Raw genomic sequence first — 22,008 nt, 5'->3', positions numbered from 1 at the left:
TATATGCTTCCGGAGCATATACTTTCCGGAAACCTACAGGTCAATCCGTGAAAATCCGCGATTCCGGACACACTTTTTGACCCTTAACCCAATATTTGCTAGATTTTCCAGAATGATGCCACCGCCGCGCAGAATGAAGACGTACAGCTGGTTCGTCCCGCCCGCGCCGCCAGCGGACGATCCGGCGCGGCTCCACCCAGCACGCTGGAGCAGCGGGAACCGTGTGGTCAGGGACATGGTTGGCGCATACCCGGGCGTGCTGGTGCTGCACATTCTGAGCTACCTCATCGGCTCCGGCATCTCCGCGTTTGTGCCGGTGGTGGTGGGCATGATCGTGGACGGCCTGGTGGGGGAAGAAAAGTTCAACGCATGGTGGCTCTTCGCGGTGCTGGTCGGCATCTTCATCATCCAGTTCATCGGCGAGGCCACCGGCGACGGCCTGGCCACAGCCTCGGTGCGCCGCGTGACCCACAACGCGCAGCAGCACCTGTCCTCGGGCGTGCTGCGCCGCGGGGCGGGAGCGATGAGCCCCGGCACCGTACTCAACACCATCGACGCGGACGCGAACACCGTCGGCCGCTACCGCGAGCTGCTGTCGTTTCCGCTCATGGCCATCGGCTACGCGGTCTGCGCGATGGTGGCGATGTGGTCGGTCTCCCCGTGGATCTCACTGGCCATCCCGGCCAGCGCGCTGATCATCGCTCTGTTCGCCGCGTGGACCGCGGGGCCGGTGACGCGGGTGTCGTTGAAGCGTCGCGCCGCGGAGGCGGATGTCGCTGGCTTGGCCACGGATGCGTCGCAAGGCATTCGCACCGTCAAAGGCCTAGGCGCGGGTGCAACCGTGGCAACACGTTTTCACGCCGAAACGGCGAAGGCGAAGCGCTTGATGCTCACGCACCTGCGTGTGGAGGTGTGGCTCGGTTTCGCCAGGTTTTGCGTGGTGTGGCTGTGCAACCTTGGCATCGTGGGCTTGAGCGCGTGGATGACGCTGCGCGGGGAGATCACCCCGGGGCAGCTGACATCCGTGGCACTGTTGGTGCAGCCTGCGTTGACCATGGCGGGCTTAGCGTTCGGCGACCTGGCCAGCGGGTGGGGCAGGGCCGTCGCGAGTGGCCAGCGCATCGAGCAGCTGCACCACGCGGGCGACGACACCGCGGGGCCCGAGCTAACAGACACACCGGTCCCAGGCGCGGGGCTGTGGATCCTCGAGCCGGAGGAGCGTTCCTACGCCACCGCCGCCGCGTGGGCGCAGCGCGCAGACGTGCTGTTCCCGCCGCACACCGTCAACGTGTTTGAGGGCACCATCGCAGACAACGTGAACCCGCGCGGGGATGTGCCGGAGGACGTCGTCAAGCAGGCGCTCGCCGCCGCCCACTGCCAAGACATCCTCCGCAGGCTCGGCGGTATCAACGAAGCAGGCGAGTTGCCGGACGCGCCGCTGGGGGAGGCCGGCCTGAACCTTTCCGGCGGGCAGCGGCAGCGCGTCGCGCTTGCCAGGGCGCTCGCCGCCGACCCGGAGGTGCTCATCCTGGACGACCCGACCACGGGGCTCGATTCCGTGACACAGGCGGACGTCGTGGCAGCCGTCGCCGCGCTCAGAGCAGACAAAACCACCGTGGTCATCACCGGAAACGCCGCGTGGCAGCACGCTGGAACCGAATTGGAGGTGGCGTAGATGGCGCCCGATTACGCACGCACAGACGCGGTCGCACCCGCAAGTGTGAAGGAGACCTTCGCGTACCTCTCGGCGCTGCCCAACGCGCTGGACAGACGCTGGTGGGCGGGTCTGCTGCTCATCCAGGCGCTGACCGTCGCCGTGTACACCACGCAGTCGAACCTGTTCGGGCGCAGCGTCGACCCGCTCACCGGAGGCGAGGTGCCGCTACTGGGCACCGGCACCCGCGCCTTTGTGTGGACTGTTGGACTGGCGTTGGCCTGCATGCTCGTCGAGATGTTCCTGCGCGCCCTCGGTAACTACGTGGTGGGCCTCAAGGTCGCCCGCGCGTCCATCGACTTGCGCCGTCGCTGCCTCGACGCGATCCTGCGCGCACCTGTGCCGCGGGTGATGGAGCTCGGCACCGGCAACGTGATCACACGCATGACCAAGGACATCGACGACGTCGTCCAAACCATCACCGCCATCGGCTCGCGCGTGCTCACCACCGTGTTCGTCTTTCCGATCACGTTTATCGGGCTTTTGCTTATCGACGTCCGCTTCGCCTTGATCCTGCTTTTGATCTGCATCTGCACGTACCCGTTCGCCCGCGCGGTGGTCCGCGCCATCCCGGATGCCTCCAACGCGGTGAGCGTGGCGGAGGCGCGTCGCAACGCGGTGCTGCTGGATACCGTCCGGGGCCTGCCCACGCTGCGCGCCTTCGACTTGGAGCGCTGGGCGTTGGCACGGATGCGGCGGACCTCGTGGGGCGCGGTGGAGGCGGAGATGGACCGTGTGCCCTGGTTCATCCGGCTCACAGGCATCGGCCAGGTCGCTTTCGCCGCGTGGGTGCTGCTCACGCTTGGCGTCGGCGCGTGGCTCGCGACGGCCGGTGCCGTCAGCCCGGGCCAGGCGAGTGCCGCCGTGTTCATGGTCATCCGCGCCGAGGTCACGGTGTTCAACGCCCTGTTCTTCGTCGGCGAGCTGCAGAGCGCGGCCACCGCAGTGGGCCGCGCGGTGAGCCTGGCCAAGCTCGCGGACGGGCGTGAAGCTACGGCCGTTCCGGAGGATCTGGCGGAGCCGGTGGACGTGGAAGTCGACCACGTCTCGTTTGCCTACCCGGGCGGCGCCAACGTGCTGGAGGACCTCTCTGTCACGCTCGAGGCAGGAACAACCACGGCGCTGGTGGGCACGTCGGGCGCCGGCAAGTCCACGCTTGCCGCGCTCATTGCGGGGCTAGTGGAGCCCACTTCCGGGTGCATCCGGGTGGGCGAGGTGGATACCTCGCAGGTCAGCGATACGTGGACCGCCAAGAACGTCACCCTGCTCACCCAGGATGTCCACCTGTTCGCCGGCACCCTGCGCGAGGACCTCTCGATGGCTGCGCAGGACGCGACCGACGCGGACCTGCTGCGTGCGCTGGCAAGCGTCGGGCTCGACCCCGATGGCACCCAGTTCGCGCGCCTGTTCCCGAAAGGGCTGGACACCGCCGTCGGCGCGGGCGCGGAGGACATACCCCCGGAGGTGGAGCAACAGCTCGCGCTCGCACGCGTGGCGCTGTCGGGCCCGAAGGTGCTCATCCTGGACGAGGCCACAGCGGAAGCCGGCAGCGATGCCACCAACGCGCTGGAAGACGCCGCCGCGAGGATTACCGCGGACACCACGGCGCTGGTGGTGGCGCACCGCCTAGACCAGGCGGCGGCCGCGGACCGGATCCTGGTCATGGACGCCGGGCGCATCATCGAGGACGGCACCCACGCTGAGCTCGTCGCCGAGGGCGGGAGATATGCGCAACTGTTCGCCGCATGGAGTGGCGGCGGTCACTAGCTCTCCGGTAGGAATGGGGACATGACTGCTAACTATGTTTCCGACCGTTTCCCCGGCCCCGACCCGTACGCCCCGCTTGCGGACGTGCCGTCCTTCGACATCGCCTCCGAGGACATCGTCGACGGCGAGCGCCTCGCCGATACGCTGGCCGGCGACAACGCCACCAGCCCGCAGCTGTCCTGGTCCGGCGCCCCGGAGGGCACCAAGACCTTTGCGGTGACCTGCTTCGACCCGGACGCGCCGACCGCCTCTGGCTTTTGGCACTGGTCCGCGTTCAACATCCCGGCTGACGTCACCGAGCTGCCCGCCGGCGCGGGCGCGAAGGACGACCTCGGGGTTGGCGCGGTGGTGCTCACCGGCGACAGCGGGGTTAAGGGCTACTACGGTGCGAACCCGCCGGCCGGCCACGGCCCGCACCGCTACCTGTACGCCGTCCACGCGGTGGACACGGAGTTGCCCGCGGACGAGATTGCCAACCCCACCCAGCTCGGCTTCAACCTGAACTTCCACTCGCTGGGCCGGGCAATCATCTGGGGCTGGTACGAAAACCAGTAAGATTCGCCGAATGGTTCCAGTGCAACTCCGCGTCGGCGGCGCGTTCATGGGCATCGCACTCGTGCTCGTGCTCTACGCCGTGCTGGCGCTGCTTCGAGGCGACGCCGCGTTCCCCGTCACCCCGCAGGTGCTCTCCGTCATCGCGGCGGTGGCCATCGTCGGCGCCTTCGCCACCTACAACACCAAGCAGCAAGGCTCGCGCACCCAGGTGGGCTCGCTGCTCGCGGCCGTGGTGCTCATCGGGCTCGGCTTCATCGCGCCGGACACTGAGCTGATGGCCACCACGCCGTTCTGGCTGATCGGCTGGGCGCTCGCCGCCGGACTCTGCGCGGTGGTGCTGCGCCGCAGCGCAGCCGGTCACGCTTAGAGCGCTTTCCACTCCAGCCCGCTGCCCACGGCCTGCTCAATCGAGTCCAGGCCGTGGGCTTTGATCTGCGCGGCGATCCCGCGGTGGATGCCGCGGATCCAGCCCAGCCCGCCGTAGATGAACGGCGTGTAGCCCTGCAGCAGGCTCGCGCCCGCGGCGATGCGCTCCCACGCCTGCTCGGGCGTGGAGATGCCGCCGACGCTGACGAGCACCAGCTTGTCGCCCACGCGCTCGTTCAGGCGCTTGAGCACCTCGAGCGAGCGCTTCTCCAACGGGGCTCCGCTGATCCCGCCCGCGCCCATCTTCTCCACCCTGGAGGCGGGCGTTTTCAGCCCGTCGCGGGAAATGGTCGTGTTGGTAGCCACAATGCCGGCCAGGCCCAGCTCCACGGCAAGGTCGGCCACGGCGTCGATGTCTTCGTCGGAAAGGTCCGGCGCGATCTTCACCAGCACCGGGGTGGTGGTGGTGGACTTCTTCACCACCTCCAGGATCGGGCGGAGTTCCTCCACCGCCTGCAGGTCGCGCAGACCCGGCGTGTTGGGGGATGAGACGTTGACCACCAGGTAGTCCGCAAGCTGGCCCAGAAGCGTCGAGGTGGCGCGGTAGTCCGCCACGGCATCTTCGGAGGTCTTGTTCTTGCCGATGTTGATGCCCACCACGTCGCGGGAGCGCCGCGCGCGGAGGTTGTCGGCGACCACGAGCGCGCCCTTGTTGTTGAAGCCCATGCGGTTCAAAATCGCCTTGTCCTCCGGCAGGCGGAACAGACGCGGCGTGGGGTTGCCCGGCTGGGACTTCGGGGTCACGGTGCCCATCTCGGCGTAGCCGAAGCCGATCGCGCCCCAGGAGTCGATCGCCTCGGCGTTCTTGTCAAAGCCGGCCGCCAGCCCCAGCGGGGCGGGAAAATCCACGCCGAAAACAGTTTGGTGCAGCACCGGGTCGTGCACGCGCACGGCCTTTTCCATCACGCGGTTGACCGGGGTGACCAAGTGCAGCGTCTGCAACGCGCCGCTGATGATGCCGTGGATGCGCTCCGGCGGCAGCAGGAACATGAGCTTGAGTGCGCGGTCGTAGAGCGTCATGGGTTTTCTCCTAGTTGCTCTCGGTTTGGTCGGCGGGGGAGACGATCTGGATGCCGTCGCCGGATGCGGAGGCGGCGACCACGGTGCCGTCGTCAAGCGTAATGATGCTCTGGGCATCTGCGACGGTGGCGAAATGCTTGCGCTTCACCGGAATGCCCTGGGAGATGTCGTAGCCGGTGGCGGTGTTGCTGGCCAGCGAGCTGACCCAGGCGAGGCGCTGCGCGGGGTCCCACGCGGCATCCCAGGGTCCTTCCGGCACGGGCGCGGACTGCTGGAGGCGGATGATGTCGTCGGTGGTGTAGACGTGGAGCTGACTACCGGTGGAATCCGCGGCCAGCACCAGGCCGTGCTCGCCGCCGCGCACCTTGCCCACGCCCAGGCCGACGCGCAGGGTGCCGCCTTGGCGCGCGCCGTTCCAGTCGATGTCCTGGATGGTGGTGTCGAAGCGGTTGGTGCGCACCACCGAGTCGCGCTGGCCGTCCACCTGCACCGCCTGCAACTGGTCGGTTTCGCGTGCGACGTCGATGGTGTCTTTGAGCTCGCCGCCGTCGAAGACCCAGATCTTGCGCTCCGAGTCGCTGCCTGCGAGCACCTCGCCTGTCGACGCCACCGTGGCCGCCGTGACCGGCTTATCCGTGGCGATAGTCTCCTCCCGGTCTCCGAAGAGCTTGATCTCGCCTGCGCAGGCGAGCGCGAAGGTGCCGGCGTTGGCGGAAGCCTCGCCGCAGGATTGGTCCAGCTCGTGGCGGGCGGCCTTGCCCTGCTGAATCTCCTCGAGGGTGCCGATAGTCAGCGCGCTTGAAGTGCGAACGCCGATGCGGCCGTTCGTTTCGTCCACATCGCTCACCGGCTCGAAGTCGACCAGGTCGCCCGCCGGGTCCGACGACTGCGGGGACTGCACCGGCTCATCGCTGCCCATGTTCGCAGCTGCCTCTCCGCCGGCTTCCTCGATCTTGGCAGAGGGAGACGCGCCGCAGGCGCTCAACGCCAGGGCAGCCGCGACTGCACCGGAAACTGCGACAAAGCGGAGGCGGGAACTGGGGGCAAACAAACGAGCATTCACAAGGTTAAAGCCTAGCAACGCGCCCGTCGCGTACCGCGATGGCTAAGCGGGCGGGGTAGTGTCTTTCGCCATGACTGATCCCGCCACCACAATGTCCTGGGTCCAGGTGATCGTCCTGTCTGTTGTCCAGGGCCTCACCGAGTTTCTGCCAGTGTCTTCCTCGGGCCACCTGCGCATCGTCTCCCAACTGTTTTGGGGCGAAGACGCCGGCGCCAGCTTCACCGCCGTGATCCAGCTGGGAACGGAGCTTGCCGTGCTGGTCTTCTTTGCCAAAGACATCTGGCGCATTCTCACCGCCTGGTTCGCCGGCCTCGCGGACAAATCCAAGCGGAACTTCGACTACCGCATGGGCTGGATGGTCATCGCCGGCACCATCCCGGTCGGTCTTGCAGGCGTGCTGCTCAAGGACTTAATCCGCGAGAACTTCCGCAACCTCTGGATCACCGCCACCGTGCTAATCCTGTTCTCGCTGGTGTTCATCCTGGCCGAGCGCCGCGGCAAGAAGACCCGCGGCTTCGAGGAACTGACCATGAAGGACGCGGTTCTGATGGGCCTGTGGCAGTGCCTGGCGCTCATCCCCGGTGTGTCGCGCTCCGGCGGCACCATTTCCGGCGGTCTGTTCCTCAACCTCGACCGCGAGGTTGCCACCCGTTTCTCCTTCCTGCTAGCCATTCCGGCAGTGCTGGCCTCCGGGCTGTTCTCCCTGCCTGATGCCTTCGACCCCCAGGCGGGCCAGGCGGCGAGCGGTTTGCAGCTGCTCGTCGGCTCCGGCATCGGGTTTGTGGTCGGCTACATCTCCATTGCGTGGCTGCTGAAGTTCGTGTCCAACCACTCGTTCGCGTGGTTCGCCGCCTACCGCATTCCGCTGGGCCTTTTGGTCATGGCGCTGCTCGGCACTGGCGTGATGGCCGCCTAGTTGTAGGGTTGTCCGCATGCATGCATGGCCCGACCCGTCCGTACCCGTAGTCGCCGGCACCCCGGTGCCGCTGAAGCTCTTCGACACCGCCGATCAGCGCGTCAAAGAAGTAGACACCACCCCGGATGCGAACGGGGAGGTGGGGATGTACGTCTGCGGCATTACCCCGTACGACTCCACCCACCTCGGCCACGCCGCGACCTACCTCACCTTCGACCTGGCGCAGCGCCAGCTGCTCGCCAACGGCCACAAGGTCCACTACGCGCAGAACATCACCGACGTGGACGACCCGCTGTTCGAGCGCGCCGAGCGCGACGGCGTGGACTGGCGCGAACTCGGCACCAGCCAGATCAACCTGTTCCGCAGCGACATGGAGATCCTGTCCGTGATCCCGCCGCGCGACTACATCGGCGCGATGGAGTCAGTCGACGAGGTGATCGCGATGGTGCAGCAGCTTCTCGACGCCGGCGCCGCCTACGAGCTCGACCAGGGCGACATTTACGCCTCCATCGACGCCACCGAGCAGTTCGGCTACGAGTCCAACCTGGACCGCGCCACCATGGAGGAGTACTTCGCGGAACGTGGCGGCGACCCGGATCGAGAGGGCAAGCGCGATCCGCTGGACGCGCTGATCTGGCGCGGCCACCGCGAGGGCGAGCCCGCCTGGGACTCACCGTTCGGCCCGGGCCGTCCGGGCTGGCACGTCGAGTGCTCCGCGATTGCCACCAACCGCCTGGGCAGCCACTTCGCCATCCAGGGCGGCGGGTCTGACCTGGCGTTTCCGCACCACGAGTTCTCCGCGGCCCACGCTGAGGCCGCGCTAAAGGTCGAGCGCATGGCCGGGCACTACGTCCACGCCGGCATGATCGCCCTCGACGGTGTGAAGATGTCCAAGTCCCTGGGCAACCTCGTGTTCGTGCACAAGCTCTCGGAGGCAGGCCACGACCCGTCGGCGATCCGCCTGGCTGTCTTTGCGGGCCACTACCGCGAGGACCGGGACTTCTCCGACGCGATCCTGGCCGAGGCCGAGGAGCGCCTTACGCGTTGGCGCGAGCAGCTCGCCGGCGAGGTTTCTGAGGCGGAGGCGACGGAAGTCGTCGATAAGCTTCGCGCGATTCTTGCGGACGATCTGAACACCCCGGAGGCACTTTCGCTTCTCGACGGCGCAGCCGGCGACTGCAACCAGATCATCGCCACCGCCCTCGACGGGCTGCTCGGGGTGCGCATTTAGCGCGCCTCACGCACAATGGGCCCATGAGCGCAGCTGCGGACAACTCGATTCGGGCCCAGTTTCAGCCCGAGGTAGACGAATTCATCGACGACCTGAACACCTTCGCCACCGGTTCCTACCTGCAGGACGAGGACAAGGACCTGTGGGAAGAGCCTTTCGACCCGGCGGTGCTGCCGGATTTGAAGAAGCGGCTTGAGATGTTCCTTGACGCCCTCGATCTGCTTGGCGACGACCCTGAGGGCGACGCGCTGGTGAAGGTCGTGGCGCCGTTCTACGAGAACCTCGAGGAGTTCAACGAAAAGCACGCCAACGCGGTGCTTGAACCGGAGGAGAAGGCCGACATCGAGACCTTGGTGTTCCGTGCGGCGGCCGCCACCGGCGCCACGGACGAGGCTCTCAACGAGCTTCCGGAACTTGAGTAGGCCGAAGGCCGTCCTCTGGGACATGGACGGCACCCTCATCGACACCGAACCGCTGTGGGGTAAGGCCACCTTCGAGCTCGGCGAGCTGCTAGGCCGCCCGCTCACCCCGGAGGTGCGCGCTAGAACCATCGGCGGCAGCTTCCCCAACACCTTGAGCGTGGTGGCCGAGTGGGCGGGCTACGAGCTTAAAGACGGCGACCTGGAGCGTTACCGCACCTGGATGTTCGACGCTAGATCTTTACCGTCACCGTAAATAAGGCCCGAATTCTTTGCAGATTCGGGGCACTATTTGCGGTGAACGTCGATTGCCGTGAGCGTGGTTAGCGGTTCAGGCTTCTGATGACAACCACTAGCGCAATGATGAGGCCAAGCAGGACGAGCAACCCCAGCCCGCCAATCAAGGGAAGCGGGATAGCAGAGAAGAACGAGGAGTCATCTTTGCTTTGCGCCTGGTTAGCGGAATTGTCTTGCGCGGTTGGATCCGGTGCCTCCGAGGGCTTCTCAGTTTCAACCTTGACGGGAGCAAACGTGGGTTCCGGGACGGGATCGCCGAAGGCGTCCACCACGAGATCATAGGTCAGCACCGGCAGTTGGGTGTTTTCGTCGATTTCTTGGTCGGTGAGGAACTGTTCGTAGTTGACAGCGATATATTGCTCGCCGCCTTTCCATACGCGCACATTGTCCGGCCACCCAGAACCGTCGTTGCCAGAGCCACCATAACGGTTGGCAAAGAGAATAGGCGCTGGATAACTGAAGTCTTGGCTGTTGTCTTTCTGGACGGTTGCGCGGTACCCTTCCATGCGAATCTCACTGCGCGCGTCGTTGTAAGCGGTCAGAACAAGTCCATCACCTGCTTTGGCGTGCTCGAAATCCTCCGCTTCTTCAACCATGGATACCTTGCCCGCGAGTTGTTGGCCGTGCTCGACAGGGATTCGATAAAAATGAGTTTCACCGGGGACGATCTGCGCTCGTACGGGTTGCTTCGGAGAAAGCTCGCTGGCATCGGTGAACCACGTACCGGGAGAAACCTCAGTGGGCTCTCCGGAGGCTGCAACGGGACCTGCCTCAGTCTTGTCTTCGGCCGCGTCGGGTTGACCTTGCAAGTCTGGTTTGCCGAAGCGAGTGATGGTGACTTCTGTAGTGATCTCTTCATCCTGCTTCCAATCTCCGGAGCGATTAATGCTGAAGACCAGGTCTTCGGTGGAACAGCCGTTCTCACCACCTGCAACGCTGTATAACGTCGCAGTCTGATACTGGTTCACAGAGGAGTCGGTGGAATTAACAGCGTCGAGCTCGCAAGACAGTTCTTCGGTGTCGATTGCAATACGGAGATACTCACCACGGCGGAAGTTGTTGATGCTTGGTTCCTGCGCGGTATTGGCGCTGATGACTACGTGCTCCCCTTCGGCCAGTGGTGTGGAGAAATAGTGAGCTGTTTTATCCCGAGAGTGTGAGCCCTCTTTAGAGCGAAGAGTGGTGGCAAAGGCCTCGACGTCGCGGTCTACTTTCGCAGGAGAGCTTTCGGTTTCGCCGCCTTCAATCTCCTCCAAGTCTGACTCGTAGGCGTTGTAGGCGCGCGGGGCAGCGCGGCGGAGTTCTTTGGCCAAGCTATCGGCGTCGGAAGCATCGGCGTAGGTGCCGCCGGTGGCATCGGCAATGCACTGCAGTTCTTGCTGTGCTTCAGGTTCTACATTGAAGCCGACGGTGTTGATGACCAGGTCGATACCCTGTTCTTTGAGTTCCTTCGCCACATCGCAGACCGGTGGTGGGGTACACGTGGCCACACCATCCGAGACCAGAATGATGCTGCGCTGGCCTTCTTTTGGAAGCTCAGCGGCGGCCTTGCGTAGTGACTCGCCGATGGGTGTAAAGCCGCGTGGCTGCAGGCCATCCATGTGGGCGATCATTTTGTCGGAATTGCCGGCTTCGGGCGGAGTTACCACGGTAATGTCCTGGCAGCCGGCCGCCTCATCCTCAGGGGCCTCGCCGGTATTACCTCCGTAGGTGACAAGGCCCAGCGGGGCGTCGTCACCGGCTTCGGTGATGAAGGTGCGAGCTGCGTCCTTGGCAGCATCGATGCGGGTTTGGCCGCCGGCGTCGTTGGTGATCATGGAGCCAGAGGAATCGAAGACCACCATGGTGGGAGCCATGGTAGTGGAGCTTGAGGGAGCACTCGACGTCGATGGAGAAGGGGATTCTGCCGTCTTATCGTCAGCGACGGCTACCGGAAAGAGTCCGGCTACAGAGGCGATAACGGTTGCGGCAAGGAAAGCAAGTGCCGCGGTGACTCGTGAGTTTGGTGAGAAGCGAGGCGGTGTGTTCATGTGAGTCAAGTTACATGCAGGGAGAAAGCCTTGCTGTCGAATAGAGGGCGCAAGGGGAGTGGCCCCCACTTTTAGTCATCCAACGCCCGCAGATAGAACCACCGGATCAGTGCGCGCCGGGGAATATCGAGCAGCGGGCGCAGGAAGGTGAAGCGGGCGGGCTGGGAGGAGGCGTCGACAAGCAACAGCGTGCGCCCATCCCGCAGGCGTTCTAAGGTGAAGGTCTCCTCGCCACGCTCAATGTGGCCGGGCAGGGTGCCGTACGTAAATCCGCAACGCCCAGGCTCCTTGAACACCTCTACTACCCGGCAGCGGAATTCGAAAGGCCCCATCCCGAGGCCGACCTCTGCGCCTTCTTCGACGATGGCGTGGCTGGGGCGAACCCGAAAAAGGCCGCTGCGCTGTAGCCCCCAGCGAAAGAGCTTGTCGGTCGCGGCGTCAAAATCAGTATCAATGACGCGGGACATGTGCAGCTGCGGGAAGCCCTCGGTGGAGGAGTAGGACAGTGGCTCAGGCATGGGGCTTAGCCTAGTCAAACCGCCCTTAGATGTTGCTTGAGAATAGTAAAATAGGGTGTATGCAGGAGAAACGACAACGTCTCATCGTTCCCGACTTAGCGCGCGGCACGGCGCTGTTGGGGATTGCCATGGCGAACGCCGTGCAGAGTTGGGTTGTGAACGACTGGTCCTTGGGGCCCAGCTCCACCGTGGGCGGTGTGCGCCCCGATAACACTCCGGACATTGTGGCCGCGGTGTTTACCGGCATGTTTGTGCGTGTGCGAGGCCTGGCGATGTTTTGCATGCTGTTGGGTTTCGGCATTGGTCTTATTGCGGCCAGCCTGCAGCGCAAAGGCTACACCACTAAAGAATCGCGGCGTGTGCTCATCCGCCGCTACGGATTGCTGGCGCTGTTTGGTCTGGCGCATGGCTTCGTGCTTTTCGACGGCGACATCATGCTGGTCTATGGCCTCATGGGCATCGCTCTGGCGTGGTGCTTTACGCTCTCGACGCGCACTCTGCGGCGCATCGCCTACTGGTTCTTCGGCGGCTATGCGGTTTTCGCCGGTTCGGGTGCGGTGGCTGCTTACTTTGGCTACTTGAATCTTCTGCCCAGTTCGCGGCCGATGACCGCTGACCTTGTTACCTTCGGCGACTACTTTGCCCGCAACCTGCGCGGTGAGATTGCTGCCTTGGGGCAGATCCCCGTCGCTTTCGTGGGGCTAGTAGGCGCCTTGCTCATCGGGTACATCTGGGCGAGGGAGGGCGTGCTGGCTCATGTTGCTGCGCACCGCCGCACTCTCACCACCTGGGTTGTCATTGCAGGCGCGGTCATCGTCTTGGTTGGTCTTCCGTGGGGCCTTGCTGCCGCTGGTGTCCTGCCAATCGAACTGGAACCGGTGTTCTTCATGCTGAACCAAGCTTGTGGCTTTCTTACTGGTCCTGGCATTCTGGCGATATTGGCACTGCTCACGGAGAAACTCAACAACCGTGTTCCCAGGTGGGCCTATGCTTTCGTGGCGCTGGGCAAGCGCTCGATGTCGGGCTACATTGCGCAGTCGGTCTTCTTTATCATTCTGGTTACCCCAGCTGGCTTTGGGCTGGGAGCGGATGCTTCGGTAAGCGGCAAGTTAGGAATCGGTCTGCTGGTCTTTGTTCTCACGCTGCTTCTTGCTGCTCTGCTTGAGGCAGCGGGCAATCCCGGCCCGTTCGAGTGGGCGCATCGCCGGTTGGCATACGGTCCAACGGGCCGCATCGAGCCCAAATCAGCACCTACACCGGCCTGACGTTGGTCTAAGCGGCTGGGTCCTCGCGCAGGAGCCAGCCACAAAGCTGCCTCTGCGCGCGGTCGACACCTCCGGGGTAGCTTTCCGCCAGCTCAAACTTTACGTCGTTAAAGATGCGCTCAGAGATAAGCTCAGCACGCTCCCGACTTAACTGCCCCCGCAGCTCATCGAGGGGCACCTTGAGCTCCGTATACGGGCTTGGCCGGAAGTACCACGACCTCATATCGTCGGCGTAGACGACGATAATCGTCTTCGTCATCTGCGATTCCAACACAACATTTCCAAATACCAGGGACGTCAGCGTCTTCGATTCCATGGCCGCGATTGTAGGCCTGTGTAATGGAATATACGAGGCTTCATTTTTGGAGGCGTTCCGATATATTTTGTCAACCTCGCGGGTGTCTTAATCGGGGTTGATGTTTCAGCTGGGGCCGTTTGGACGTGTTGTTGTCGGACATGGCTTCAGCTCTGCAGGCATTGCCGCTGAGCAGTAATGGGAAGCTGGATCGTCGTGCCCTCCCCGATCCAAATTAAGTTAAAAAGTCTCGGATTACCCTTGTTAGCCTACCCTGGGTGATGGTAGCCTTACCTAACCTTGTTCGTTTAGTGAAATGGAAACCCATTCAGGATGAAGAACTCAATCGTTGTCCGTGCGCTCAGTCTCGCCGTGCTCTCCACTACCCTGATGTTGGGAGCCTGCAGCTCCGATACAGATGGCAAGGCGGAAAATACTTCCTCAGGCGCAAACTCCGCAGCGAATTCCGGTGATAATGCCTCCGAAGTCACCATCAAGCACGCCAGGGGGGAAGACACATACCCCGTAAACCCCGAGCGCGTCGTTGCCATTGGTCCAGCCATCGACAACCTGCTGGCTATGGGCATCAAGCCCTCCGCCGTGGTGGTGTCTGCTAAGGACATGAATGCCCCGTGGCGCGACGGCAAGTTGGACGGCGTGGAGATTATCAAGCAGACCGATTTCAAGACTCTGCCGAAGGAAGAGATCGCTGCCGCTGCTCCGGATTTCATCGTCGGGGACTACTGGACGATCTCCGAGGATAACTACACACAGCTCTCCGAGATCGCGCCCACTCTGGGTGGTATTGGCACCGAGGGTGAAGGGATCGGCTGGAAGTCGCAGCTGAAGGAGCTCAGCAAGATCTTCAACAAGGAAGATAAAGCTCAAGAAGTCATCGACCAGGATGAGAAGGTCTTCTCCGATGCGAAGTCCGAGCTGCCGAATATCGAGGGTAAGACCGGTGTGGTCTCCCAGTTCGCTCAGGGATCCTTTGGAGCTGTGGCCGACCCGAAGGACCCAGGAGCCTCTTTCATCTACGACCTGGGTATGAAATTCCCGGAACCTCTGACCGACGGCTCTATTGAGGTAAAGCAGGGGCGCGTGACTCTGTCGCCAGAAAACGTCTCCGCCCTGGCTGCGGACTTCATGGTGATCTATAACCGCACCGGTGACATCGCGGAGGTGGAGAAGATCCCGGGCTACTCAGACCTGCCGCAGGTCAAGTCCGGCGCCACCCTGGCGGGTAACGAGGCTGTGGTTGCCGGCCTGAACACGCCGACCTCCCTGTCCCGTGCATGGGTATTGGAGCAGGTCAAGCCTACCTTGAAAAAGCTCTCTTAGTCTCTTTTTCTCCAGCACCCCTCGCGAGTGTGTCGCCCGGTGTGGCAGCGTGGGGTGTTTTCTTATGCCCTTTCTTGTTCGCTCACTCGCCTCCCCGCTGCCGCCCGCCGACCCGCAAGGAACTTTGCTTGTCTTCTGCGCAGTGGGATCCGGCTGCTGCGTGGAGGCGCCGTCCGGGGGCGTATCCGGTGCGGGTGAGCGAACTTGAACTTACGCACGCGCAGCTGGTGAAAGTCGATGGCTGGAAGAACGTTTTCAGCAGTGGGCACCGCGGTGCTGGACAAGAGTTCGGCTGACTGGCCAGCACCCGAGGCGAGAGGCATCGACCCTGCGCATGCCGACCAACCGCATGCCGATCCACCGCACTGACCCGCTACACACCGTCCCAATCCACTGAACCAACCCACATACTGACCCTACGCACACCGACTCACCGCACACCGCCAACTCAGAAACGAGAAAGGAATGACCATGGCGAGGAATAGCCGAGACAGGGAAATCTACCCCATTACGATCCGCGAACTGCAGGTCGATGACATCGAGGACATCACACCAGGGATGCGTCGCATTACTCTGACGGGCGAACAACTACGCGCCCATAGTGCGTTCGGCGTAGACGCACCACCGCTAGTCAGCGATGGTTTCGACGACGATATCCGCATCATCTTCCCAGACCCGGCCACCGGGGAGCGCCCTCACCCCATCACACGGGAGGACGCGACGGTGCTATGGCAAGAGGAAGTCAAAGAACTGTTTCGGACATATACCGTCCGTTCATTCGACGCCTCCCAGGGCCGTCTCGTCGTAGACTTCGCGCGGCATGGCCAAGGCCTGGCCGAGGACTGGTCCGCACGAGCTCGACCGGGAGATCCCCTGTATATCGCAGGGCCGAAGTCTTGCGCAGCGCTGCCCACCCACACTCCGTGGCTACTGATGGTGGGCGACGAGACGGCGCTGCCGGCGATTGCTCGCTGTATAGAGTCTTTGCCCGCCGGGTATAGGGCAGTGGTGATTATTGAGGTAGCCACGCGGGCACATGTCCAGCGACTGGAGTTCGAAGCACAGGTGGACATTCACTGGCAGGTGCGAGACGAGGGCGGGGACTTCGTGGCGAAAGCTACCGAGTTGTACGGAGAACACCCAGAGTGGGCGGCCGAGCCCGCTGCGATGCCCTATGTATGGGCTGCGGGAGAGGCCGGGCGATTGAAGGCGATCCGACGCTGGGTTCGAGCTCTGGGGATTCCGCGGGAAAACGTGGAGATTACGGGGTACTGGCGCGCAATGGCACCGGCGCAATCGGAAGCAGGGGCGACGGCTACGCAGGCTGAGAGTGCGGGGCAGGTTACGGGCACTCCGTCGCAGGGCGACAGTGAGGGGGCGGAGACAGGGGCTGTGACGAGCTACCGTAATGCGCTGGTTGAGCTGCATGAACTCACCGAAATGGGGTCGGCGATTCTGGTGCGCCAAGCCGTAGGGATGGGGATTTTCGGCCTGATTGATGAGGGCGCGGATCGAGTGGATCAACTGGCCGAAGCAACTGGCGTGCAGCAGGAGCTGGCTCTCCGGATTGCGCGTTACCTGGAGGCAGTGGGGTTAGTGACGTTGTCGGCGGATGTAGCACTGGATAGCTCATCGGAGGATGTGGCGGACCAACGGGCGGTTCGAATCGGCCTCACTGCGCTGGGCAGCGAGTTGGCAAACCCGGATTCTCCAGTAAGGGATTGGATTACCGGGCCGGCGGCCGCCAAGACCGCAGCACTTGGCCGGCTAGGGCAGGCACTGCAGAATCCGGCTGATACCGGCGAGCACCGCTGGGACTACATTGTGCAAACCCAGCCACAACTGGCCGTGGAGGAACACGAACAGGCGGCCTCCAGTGCTCAGTGGTCGGCCCCGGCCGCAGCGGAGATTCTGAGCAGCAAGCTACTAGCGCGACAGGATGCTGGCTCGCTTCGATGCGCGGTGGGAGGTCCGGCCGCAGCGGTGTATGCGGATGAGATTCTACGTAAGATACCGCAGGCAAACGCCGTGGTGTTGGGGTCGTTTTCGGAGGCAGAGGATGACGCAAGGATCTCAGTAGGCGCAGCAACTGCAGCGATGACGGAGCCTGGGGCCAGCGCGGAGGAGGTTATGCTGCGCGATATTGCTCCACGCCGCCGGGATCGTGCTCGCTATAGTGCACTGCACGCTCCAACGGTTGGGCGTAGCGGTGGGGATGCGCGCCGGGCGGATTGGGCTGGCACAGTGGCTACTTTGTGTGAGCAGGTAGATGCTGTGGTGCTGGTTGATCCGTGGCGACGTTGGCCAACTATAGAGTTGCAGCAGCTGGTAGCTGCCGTACTACGTTCTGGGGCGCAGCTGTTCCTGGTGACCCCAGTGTTGCAGGAAAGCGGGGCCGAGGATCATGACTACCAGGAAGATTTATCACGCCTCGTTCTGTATGGATCGCAGCTGCCCACGGCCCGTGTGATTGCGAAGCACCTGGCTGCCGTGGGGGCGGTAGTGCGTTCGAAGCAGGCGGTGGGGTGGAGTGCCCAGCTGTTCGAGGTGGGGAGGGGAGGTAGGTAACTGCCTGTGGTCGGGCGAAGCGTGTGGAGGAGCGGCGGACGTTCGGTGGTTTGCTAAACCGTTTCTAAAGTGCCCCCTGTCGGCCGGGATCCCCCTTTCCGCTGGGAGCCTTCCTATCGGCTGGGGTCCCACCCCTTCGGCTGGGAGCGCCTGTCGGCTGGCCCCTAGCGGCTGAGCTGCCTCCATATCGGCAGCCACACACCCCCCAAAATAATTAACTTAGCCTATCCTTTATCTAGTTAGGCTGCCCCATGCGGGGTAGACGCGGTAGACGTGATTGACGCGCGCTCGAGGATCGATCAACACCCCGTGCGTCCGATGGCCTTCAGCGCACCCCAATGAGCTCCCTACACGTTAGGCTTCTGTATGTTTCGAAACAATTCGCTGACCCGTCGCGCGGCAATGAAGACGGCCGCTGTCTTAGCAGCATCCACTCTCGTCCTTTCCGGTTGCTCCCGAGGCGAGGATTCCTCGGCGTCAAATATTGAGGGAAATGGGAACGAGCGCATCGCCGCAGTTGGCCTAGGAGACGGCGATACCTTGCTCGCGCTAGGTATCCAGCCTGTTTGGCAGCAACACGCACATCGGGAAAACGTTGTCATCAACTCGGGCGCGCGTTTCCAGGATCAAGGTGGCATCCACAAAGGGGAGCATGCGGTCGTGGCCGCGGGCACGGTGGTGACCAAGGACGTCGCGCTGCGCACTATTGCGGGCGGGGTGTCGGCCCGTTACTTGCGCGACATCGGGGGCTAATCCGCGCGGGCAGAGGACGTTGCCGCCGAGCGCATGGTACCCGCCTCCAGGTCATCCTCGCTGAAGAAGTCGAGGACGCCGTCCTCAAAGACGTAGGCGCCGTCGGGGAAGTAAAGGGTCAGAGTGCCGTCTTTGAGCTCCGCCTGGATGAGGTGACCCAAGGTGCCGGCCTCGTAAGTGCCGTCGCCGACCTTTTCAAATTTCTTGTCGGACAGGAAGTCCTTGGAGTCGTCTCTGAAGGTGGCAAGGTCGACTTCCGTTTCGCCATGGGTTTTGAGGAAGTAGTTGCTTGGTCCGTTCATGGCTTCCGCGGGGGAAAAATCGCCGTCGATGAAGCCGCATTCACTTTCGCTGATGGAGAAGCGGCAGCGGACGGGGCCGCTATTGGTGTCGAATTCGTAGAACTCGTCGAGGTCGGCGGGATCGACGGCGTCGCTCAGATGGGTGAGGTCGATTCCGATGTGGTGTTTGTCTTCTGCGTTGAGCTCGGTCTTGAGTGCTCCGAAGTCCATCGCGGTAAATGTCACGCTCACTGGCTTGCCTGCCTCATGTGCGGGAGTATCGCTCGTAGTGAAACTTACGGAGTCGCTGCCAATGGCGAAGTCGAAGCCGTCGCCGGAGAAGTAACCATTGCTGTCATTGAGCGGGTGGCCTCAGTTGAAAACGATGGGGAAGACCACTTGTTCGCCCTCGTAGTTGCCGGAGGCAATGATGTAGCTCAGGGGCTCGCACGCATCGAAAGAATCTTGGGTGACCTTGAAGTCTTTGAGAGGTGCTCCGCGTTCAGGCTCCTCCGTCGACAGGAAATGAACGATGGCCGTTGGTGCTTCGCCTTTGTCTACGAATTCGCCGACTCCGGTGTCGGCGACTCCGGCGTTCGGGTCGCAGTTTTCTTCGGCCAAGGATACGGGCCAGTTGCGTGTCGATGCCGCCCTGCTCGACGTAGCTGGGGTGGTGCTGCTGCGAGTCGCGCGTGAGGAAGTGCTCGAGGTCGCTGTTGGGTTGGAGGCAGACTCGGTCGCCGTGGTCGAGTCAGCTGCCACTGCGGATTCCGACGGGGCTGCATCGCGCCGGGTGTCGGGGAGGGAGCAGGACGCAACGAGCGCGGCTACTGATGCCGCCGCTACTGCGGCACGCGCGGTGCGTTGGGGCAGGAGGACAGGGAGAGTGGTCATGGTGTATGTCCTTCGTCCGAGGGGCGAACTCGTGGCCGAGACTAACGAAGCGCGAAGCCGAGTTCTATCACCGGCTGGAAATTGTTAGGAGATCGAAATGATTTACGGGGAGAGCTGAGTGATGGGCTGGACAGACAAGATGTCGACCTCGCCCGCGCAGGCCTGCAGGCCCGGTACTGCGACATAGAGGCTGTCGGTGTTTTCGGGCGGATAGATCCGCAGGCCATCGGCGTCCTGCGGTTGGCAGGCCGCCGCGTCGAGCAATCCCACGTTGGTGATCTTGAGCCCCGCGCGGGCCTGGGCCCCTGGCGCCAGCGTCACGGTGGCAGCTTCGGTGCCGGTCTCACGCAGCGCGGCGGGGCCTACTTGAGTGCCGTCGTTGCCGGTGACGGCGGAGACGCCGGGGAAGCCCGTGAGGGTGCACTCCTCGTCAGAGGTATTGGTCAGCACGATGTCGACGAGTCGGGAGCCAGCGGCTCCCTGTTCGTTGGTGATCTCGGCGGAGAGCTGGGAGGTGGCGCAGGCGCCCTCGGGCAAGGGCGGGATAGTGGAGGATGCTGGGGCTGGTGCGGTGCCGGACGCGCCGGGAGCGGCCCCGGAAGCAACGTCGTCGGCGGCATCGTCACCCGCAGGGGCGTCGGCCGAGTGAACGACGGTGGTCGTGACTGCCGACGGTGCCGCAGAGTCCTCCTCGCCGGCGGAGCATGCGGCGAGTGGCAGCAGCAGGCTGAGGGACAGGAGTGCGCGCAGATTCTTCATACCCACAGGGTAGTTTCACAGCACGACGGGGACTAGAGATTACTGGTCACGAGTCTGTTAAGTCTTTGTTAGCAATGAGCAACGATTCGCAGAATGTGTCACACAGTGTGCAGTAGCCGTCCTGTGACTGAAAGTGTGAACATGATGAACTCCCGCCGCCTTTCCCATGATCGAAAAACGCAGGGAACGACGGGGCCTATGGGCGCTCCGGCACGATGAGCGGCCCGCCGGTGACGGGGTCCTCGATGACGCGGGAGTCCAGGCCGAAGACGTCGCGCAGGGCCTGCGGCGTGATGGTGGACTCGGGCGAGCCCAGGGCCGTGACGGAGCCGTCCTTCATGAGGACGAGGTTGTCCGAGTAGCGGGCGGCTAGGTTGAGATCGTGGAGCACCATGACGATGGTCTTGCCCTGTTCCTTATTGAGCGTGGAGACGAGCTCGAGGACGTCGATGGAGTGCGCCAGGTCCAGGTAGGTGGTGGGCTCGTCGAGGAAGACGATGTCGGTGTCCTGAGCCAGGACCATGGCTATCCACACGCGCTGGCGCTGGCCGCCGGACAGGGAGCCCACGGGGCGGTCGCGCAGCTGAAAGACGTTGGTGAGCGCCATGGCCTCGTCCACGGCGGCGGAGTGGGAGGCGGACCACTGCTGCAGCCAGGACTGGTGCGGGTGCCTGCCGCGGGCCACGAGGTCTGCGACGGTGACGCCGGCAGGGGTGATGGGGGACTGGGGGAGCATCGACAAGCGCGTGGCTAGCTCCCGGGAGGAGTAGTCACCCAGCTTCTTCCCGTCGAGGGTGACGGAGCCCGCCGACAGTGGGAGCAAGTGGGACAGGCCGCGCAGGAGGGTCGACTTGCCGCAGCCGTTGGCGCCGATGAGCGTGGTGACCTGGCCGTCGGGGATGTCGAGTGTGACGTCGCGGCTGATGACGGTATCGCCATAACCGACGGAGACGGAGTGCGCGGAAAGTCGAGCGTTCATTACTTGATGTTGTCCTTCAGACCCTGGAGGATGATGGTGGCCGAGAGCAGGGACGCGTTCATGTACCAGGACTCGTAGTCCACGGACACGGCCTGGTTGGCCTGCACTGCCTTGAGAGAGTGCCACGTGGCGGCCTGCGAGGGGTCGGCGGCGCCGGCGTTGACGCCGTAGAAGATCCAGTCGGCGTCGGCCTCGGAGAGCTGCTCGGCGGAGATGTCCTGGCCAGCCTTCTCAATCTGCTTTTGGTTGGCGGGGCGGGGCAGGCCGGCATCGGCGGCCACGGAGCCCGCCATGGAGTTGACCCCGTAGAGCTGGAACTGGTCGTCCTTGGAACGCAGGAAGGAGACGGTGGGCTTGGAGGATAGGCCCTCGCCCCAGGCTTTGGCGTTGGACTCGTACTCGGCCAGGAGGGTCTCGGCGGAGTCCTTCTTGCCCACGGCCTCGGCGATGGTGAGGAGGTCCTGCTTCCAGTTCTCGCCGCCGCCCTTACCGGTGACGACAGGCGCGATGGCCTTGAGCTGCTCCAGGATGGCCTCGTCCGTACGCGAGTTAGCGCAGATGAGGGTGGGCTTCAGGGAGGCGATGGTCTCAAGATCCGGGTTGGCGCGTAGGCCGCAGTCCGCGATGGAGTCCAGATCGAAGTCGGAGCCGAAGCGGTTGCGGATGTAGTCCGGGACGACGCCCAGGTTCTTGGCCTTGGCCGCGCCCACCGGGAGAATGCGCAGCATGAGGAGGTTGTCCAGCTGGCCGGTGTTGAGCGCGATCACGCGCTGGTGCTGCTCGGCGGCGCTGGACGATGCCGCGGAGGTGGCCGCCTGCTCGATCGGCGCAGTCTCCTGTTTGGAGCAGGCCGCAGCGAAGGCGGCGACGCCGAGGCCAGCGGTGATCTTGAGGAAGTTACGTCGTTGCATGGTCGT

At 63.6% G+C, this 22,008-nt stretch carries 22 protein-coding genes; 12 read left to right on the top strand and 10 right to left on the bottom strand.

What is annotated here, in order from left to right; genetic code table 11:
* Positions 1–112 precede the first annotated feature (112 nt).
* From tetA to QP922_RS06185, 4 genes are read left to right on the top strand one after another with little or no spacing between them, the layout of a single operon-like run.
* Positions 113–1,675: a tetracycline efflux ABC transporter TetAB subunit A gene (gene tetA / locus QP922_RS06200; RefSeq protein WP_350309350.1), complete on the top strand. Its 1,563-nt coding sequence runs from the start codon at positions 113–115 to the stop codon at positions 1,673–1,675.
* The gene (locus QP922_RS06195) at positions 1,676–3,481 is read left to right on the top strand and encodes an ABC transporter ATP-binding protein (RefSeq protein WP_284808389.1); all 1,806 of its coding nucleotides are present in this window, start codon (positions 1,676–1,678) and stop codon (positions 3,479–3,481) included.
* 21 nt (positions 3,482–3,502) lie between these two features.
* A complete protein-coding gene (locus tag QP922_RS06190; RefSeq protein ID WP_200445696.1) occupies positions 3,503–4,036 on the top strand; it encodes a YbhB/YbcL family Raf kinase inhibitor-like protein in 534 nt (177 codons plus the stop codon).
* Between the two features lie 10 nt (positions 4,037–4,046).
* Positions 4,047–4,403, top strand: coding sequence for a hypothetical protein (locus tag QP922_RS06185; protein WP_005296320.1), 357 nt, complete (start codon positions 4,047–4,049; stop codon positions 4,401–4,403).
* On the opposite strand, the gene QP922_RS06180 is transcribed toward QP922_RS06185, so the two are convergent.
* Both QP922_RS06180 and QP922_RS06175 read right to left on the bottom strand, forming a co-directional pair.
* Positions 4,400–5,482, bottom strand: a complete 1,083-nt coding sequence (locus tag QP922_RS06180; RefSeq protein ID WP_284808388.1) for a quinone-dependent dihydroorotate dehydrogenase — start codon at positions 5,480–5,482, stop codon at positions 4,400–4,402. The two genes, QP922_RS06185 and QP922_RS06180, sit on opposite strands and share 4 nt — an antisense overlap.
* A gap of 10 nt (positions 5,483–5,492) precedes the next feature.
* Positions 5,493–6,545, bottom strand: a complete 1,053-nt coding sequence (locus QP922_RS06175; protein WP_284808387.1) for a YncE family protein — start codon at positions 6,543–6,545, stop codon at positions 5,493–5,495.
* Positions 6,546–6,615: 70 nt separating this feature from the next.
* Here QP922_RS06175 and QP922_RS06170 point away from each other — a divergent pair, with 70 nt between their 5' ends.
* The 4 genes from QP922_RS06170 to QP922_RS06155 are packed head-to-tail and all read left to right on the top strand — an operon-like array spanning position 6,616 to position 9,367.
* Positions 6,616–7,461 carry an undecaprenyl-diphosphate phosphatase gene (locus QP922_RS06170; protein WP_005296312.1) on the top strand — a complete coding sequence of 282 codons (846 nt, stop codon included), beginning with the start codon at positions 6,616–6,618 and terminating at the stop codon, positions 7,459–7,461.
* Positions 7,462–7,477: 16 nt separating this feature from the next.
* On the top strand, positions 7,478–8,692 hold the full coding sequence (gene mshC, locus QP922_RS06165; RefSeq protein WP_005296309.1) for a cysteine--1-D-myo-inosityl 2-amino-2-deoxy-alpha-D-glucopyranoside ligase: 1,215 nt from the start codon (positions 7,478–7,480) through the stop codon (positions 8,690–8,692).
* A 23-nt stretch (positions 8,693–8,715) separates the two neighbouring features.
* The gene (locus QP922_RS06160; protein ID WP_005296305.1) at positions 8,716–9,114 is read left to right on the top strand and encodes a hypothetical protein; all 399 of its coding nucleotides are present in this window, start codon (positions 8,716–8,718) and stop codon (positions 9,112–9,114) included.
* Positions 9,107–9,367: an HAD family hydrolase gene (locus tag QP922_RS06155; RefSeq protein ID WP_284808386.1), complete on the top strand. Its 261-nt coding sequence runs from the start codon at positions 9,107–9,109 to the stop codon at positions 9,365–9,367. Before QP922_RS06160 ends, QP922_RS06155 begins: the two co-directional genes overlap by 8 nt.
* A gap of 67 nt (positions 9,368–9,434) precedes the next feature.
* Here QP922_RS06155 and QP922_RS06150 read toward each other — a convergent pair whose 3' ends face one another.
* The gene (locus QP922_RS06150; RefSeq protein WP_284808385.1) at positions 9,435–11,438 is read right to left on the bottom strand and encodes a vWA domain-containing protein; all 2,004 of its coding nucleotides are present in this window, start codon (positions 11,436–11,438) and stop codon (positions 9,435–9,437) included.
* Positions 11,439–11,509: 71 nt separating this feature from the next.
* The gene (locus QP922_RS06145) at positions 11,510–11,956 is read right to left on the bottom strand and encodes a DUF1990 family protein (protein ID WP_284808384.1); all 447 of its coding nucleotides are present in this window, start codon (positions 11,954–11,956) and stop codon (positions 11,510–11,512) included.
* 59 nt (positions 11,957–12,015) lie between these two features.
* Between QP922_RS06145 and QP922_RS06140 the strand changes: the two genes are divergently transcribed.
* Positions 12,016–13,221 carry a DUF418 domain-containing protein gene (locus QP922_RS06140; RefSeq protein ID WP_284808383.1) on the top strand — a complete coding sequence of 402 codons (1,206 nt, stop codon included), beginning with the start codon at positions 12,016–12,018 and terminating at the stop codon, positions 13,219–13,221.
* A gap of 7 nt (positions 13,222–13,228) precedes the next feature.
* On the opposite strand, the gene QP922_RS06135 is transcribed toward QP922_RS06140, so the two are convergent.
* Positions 13,229–13,537, bottom strand: coding sequence for a hypothetical protein (locus tag QP922_RS06135; RefSeq protein ID WP_284808382.1), 309 nt, complete (start codon positions 13,535–13,537; stop codon positions 13,229–13,231).
* Between the two features lie 312 nt (positions 13,538–13,849).
* Here QP922_RS06135 and QP922_RS06130 point away from each other — a divergent pair, with 312 nt between their 5' ends.
* From QP922_RS06130 to QP922_RS06120, 3 genes are all read left to right on the top strand, one after another.
* The gene (locus QP922_RS06130) at positions 13,850–14,857 is read left to right on the top strand and encodes an ABC transporter substrate-binding protein (RefSeq protein ID WP_070672636.1); all 1,008 of its coding nucleotides are present in this window, start codon (positions 13,850–13,852) and stop codon (positions 14,855–14,857) included.
* Between the two features lie 471 nt (positions 14,858–15,328).
* A complete protein-coding gene (locus tag QP922_RS06125; protein WP_284808379.1) occupies positions 15,329–17,425 on the top strand; it encodes a siderophore-interacting protein in 2,097 nt (698 codons plus the stop codon).
* Between the two features lie 366 nt (positions 17,426–17,791).
* Positions 17,792–18,178, top strand: coding sequence for a hypothetical protein (locus QP922_RS06120; RefSeq protein WP_070672633.1), 387 nt, complete (start codon positions 17,792–17,794; stop codon positions 18,176–18,178).
* Here the strand turns inward: QP922_RS06120 and QP922_RS06115 are convergent.
* The 5 genes from QP922_RS06115 to QP922_RS06095 all read right to left on the bottom strand — a co-directional run bounded on the left by QP922_RS06115 (position 18,175) and on the right by QP922_RS06095 (position 22,002).
* Positions 18,175–18,711, bottom strand: a complete 537-nt coding sequence (locus QP922_RS06115) for a hypothetical protein (RefSeq protein WP_284808375.1) — start codon at positions 18,709–18,711, stop codon at positions 18,175–18,177. The two genes, QP922_RS06120 and QP922_RS06115, sit on opposite strands and share 4 nt — an antisense overlap.
* A gap of 120 nt (positions 18,712–18,831) precedes the next feature.
* Positions 18,832–19,353, bottom strand: coding sequence for a hypothetical protein (locus QP922_RS06110; protein WP_284808373.1), 522 nt, complete (start codon positions 19,351–19,353; stop codon positions 18,832–18,834).
* A gap of 102 nt (positions 19,354–19,455) precedes the next feature.
* A complete protein-coding gene (locus tag QP922_RS06105) occupies positions 19,456–20,112 on the bottom strand; it encodes a DUF4232 domain-containing protein (RefSeq protein WP_070672629.1) in 657 nt (218 codons plus the stop codon).
* A gap of 196 nt (positions 20,113–20,308) precedes the next feature.
* Entirely contained in the window at positions 20,309–21,091 is a 783-nt protein-coding gene (locus tag QP922_RS06100) for an ABC transporter ATP-binding protein (protein WP_070672626.1), read from the bottom strand.
* Positions 21,091–22,002, bottom strand: coding sequence for an ABC transporter substrate-binding protein (locus QP922_RS06095; protein ID WP_070672623.1), 912 nt, complete (start codon positions 22,000–22,002; stop codon positions 21,091–21,093). Before QP922_RS06095 ends, QP922_RS06100 begins: the two co-directional genes overlap by 1 nt.
* Between the last annotated feature and the right edge of the window lie 6 nt (positions 22,003–22,008).

This window comes from Corynebacterium sp. MSK218 (assembly GCF_030232655.1).
GTDB lineage: Bacteria > Actinomycetota > Actinomycetes > Mycobacteriales > Mycobacteriaceae > Corynebacterium.
Note: the sequence above shows the minus strand (reverse complement) of the source record. Positions and strands in the feature narration are given on the sequence as shown.